Genomic DNA, 2,576 nt, shown 5'->3' with positions numbered 1-2,576 from the left:
TATGAAAACTGTAAACATTAAAGCCTATACCACTGACAAAATTGTTAAAGAACTACAAGTTGTCACCAATGACGGACAACCAACCATCATCAAAGCTGACAAACACGTCAACTATGAATTTTTTGATGAATCAATCGGACGTGGACCGAATCACATCATCACCAAACGAGCAGGCAAAGACCTACACGTCTCATTTGAACGTGATGGTAAAGAAACCGACCTTATCATCGAAGATTTTTATGACAGCGAAGACCATGCGTTGATTGGTATCGCAGAAAACGGTGATTACTACTACTATCTGCCCGACACAGGGGAAGTGGCAGATTATGTGACCCAACTTGCCGAAGGCAATGTCGAAGGACAAGCCCTAGGTGGCGAACATCTCATTGCCCCATGGTGGGTTGCCATGCCTACAGGCTTTCCTTGGTGGTTAGGCTTAGGTGTTGTGCCATTTTTATTTGACCATGGCAAAGACAGCTCAGACCCAGCACCAGCACCAAACCCAGACAATGGTAATTTATCAGCCCTAACGCTACCTGACGTGAGAAAAGGTACAGTTGGACAACAAGTCACCATCAATATCATTGAAAATGACCATAACGTTGACAAACTAGACGTTAGCACACTAAAACTGGTTGACCCAGCAAACCAGCAACTGGTTGACAAAATTGTCGTAGCAGGACAAGGGGTATGGCAACAAGACCCAACCAATCCTCGAATAGTGACCTTCACACCAGAAACAGGGTTTACAGGTAATCCAACGCCAATTAACTACTACATCAAAGATACCGCTGGTACTGAAATTCCACGTACACCAATTGCGGTAATCTATGACCAAGTCGCCACGCCTGACATCAAACCGGGGGTAGTCGGTCAACCTGTCACGCAAGACATCATCAAAAATGACGGTGAAGTAAAACCTGAAACTGTCAAACTAGTCGACCCTGCTACAGGCAAACCAACCGATAAAGTGGTTGTACCTGGTGAAGGGGTATGGACGCAAGACCCAAACAATCCAAATATTGTCACCTTTACCCCTGAAACAGGCTTTAAAGGCGACCCAAAACCGATTGATTACACAGTAGAAGATAAAAGTGGTACAGTCCAAAAAGCTACGGTGGATGTTTATTATCCAGAAAACCCCAATACTACTAACCCAGATGCAAAACCGGGTGTTGTTGGTATGCCAGTGACCCAAGATGTCACCAACAATGATGGTAACGTAAACCCAAGTACCATCAAACTCATTGACCCCGCCAATCCAAATAAACCACCAGTGGATAGTGTGGTAGTAGCAGGTCAAGGTACATGGACAGTTGGGCCTAAGCCAGGTGAGGTGACCTTTACCCCAGAGCAGGGATTTAAAGATGACCCAGCCCCAATTAACTATGTGGTAAAAGACCCAAGCGGTAACTCATTACCACCTACGCCTGTTAACGTGACTTATCCAGAAGTTGTGCCAGCACCAACACCAATACCTACGCCAGCACCAACGCCAATACCGACACCAGTGCCAACGCCAGCACCAGCACCACATCCAGATAGCTCTTACCCATCAGCTTCTAAAATCAGCATCCATGCAACCGACTCTGTTGGTATTGAAGGAGTTGATGATACTATTAGCTTTGAAATCGCTCACGACCCTACCACACCTGCATTGACAGGCGATGCGAGAGTAACGCTAAAACTATATGATAAAATTGATAAAAGTGTTGATGGCAGTGACTTTAGTGAAATCATTGTTGATGGCAAAGTAGTGACGTTTGAACAGCTTAAAGCAGGTGTGGAAGTTATCCTACCGCTTAATGGCCCAGTACCAACAGTCATTATGAAGGTTGCTGATGACAAAAACGCTGAATATATCGAAAACGTCAGATTGACCATCACGGATGCTCGTTATCTTACCCCAAGCTTAGATACTGTTAGGGTTTCACAAGATTTTGATGTGGCGATTGTTACAGACGAACCTGCATTGACCGACCCAAGTCAACCAGAAGGACCAAATAATCCACCAAAAACACCTGTGGGTATTAATCCAAATGAACCGATTAGCCCAACCAACCCACCTGTTGATGTAACAGGCGACCAGCCAATCATTCATATCAAGGCAATCGACCCTGTTGCCATTGAAGGAAGCAACAATACTGCTCCTGATAAAGATGGACAATTGGTGTATACCGTTAGCAGTGCTGAACCGATTCCAAATGGCTTAACTGTATCCGTGAATGTGGGTATCGCTCCAACCAGCGTGGTCAAAGCCGAAGATGTAGAAAAAGTCTTGATTGATGGTAAAGAAGTATCAATCGCTGAATTCTTTGGTGCAGGTGTACCTGTTAATCTATCAGATGATATCAAACCTATCGTTACCATTATTGCTAAAGACGATAACTTATTAGAACATAATGAAGCATTAACCATTCAATTGACGAATCCAAAAAATGCAACGATTGGTATCGGCAAGGCAGACGGTGTAATTTATGACGAACCTGCATTGACAAATCCAAGTCAACCAGAAAGCCCAACCAATCCACCAAAAGACCCAGTACCAACTGACCCAAGTCAACCGATTAGTCCAA

At 44.4% G+C, this 2,576-nt stretch carries 1 pseudogene; it reads left to right on the top strand.

What is annotated here, in order from left to right:
- Window positions 1-2,576: pseudogene (locus ACK1U4_RS12005) on the top strand (hypothetical protein); the annotation flags it as partial.

Origin of the sequence: Moraxella sp. TY6, assembly GCF_048551375.1 — a bacterium.
Lineage (GTDB): Bacteria > Pseudomonadota > Gammaproteobacteria > Pseudomonadales > Moraxellaceae > Faucicola.
This window is presented reverse-complemented; position numbering and strand designations above follow the sequence as displayed.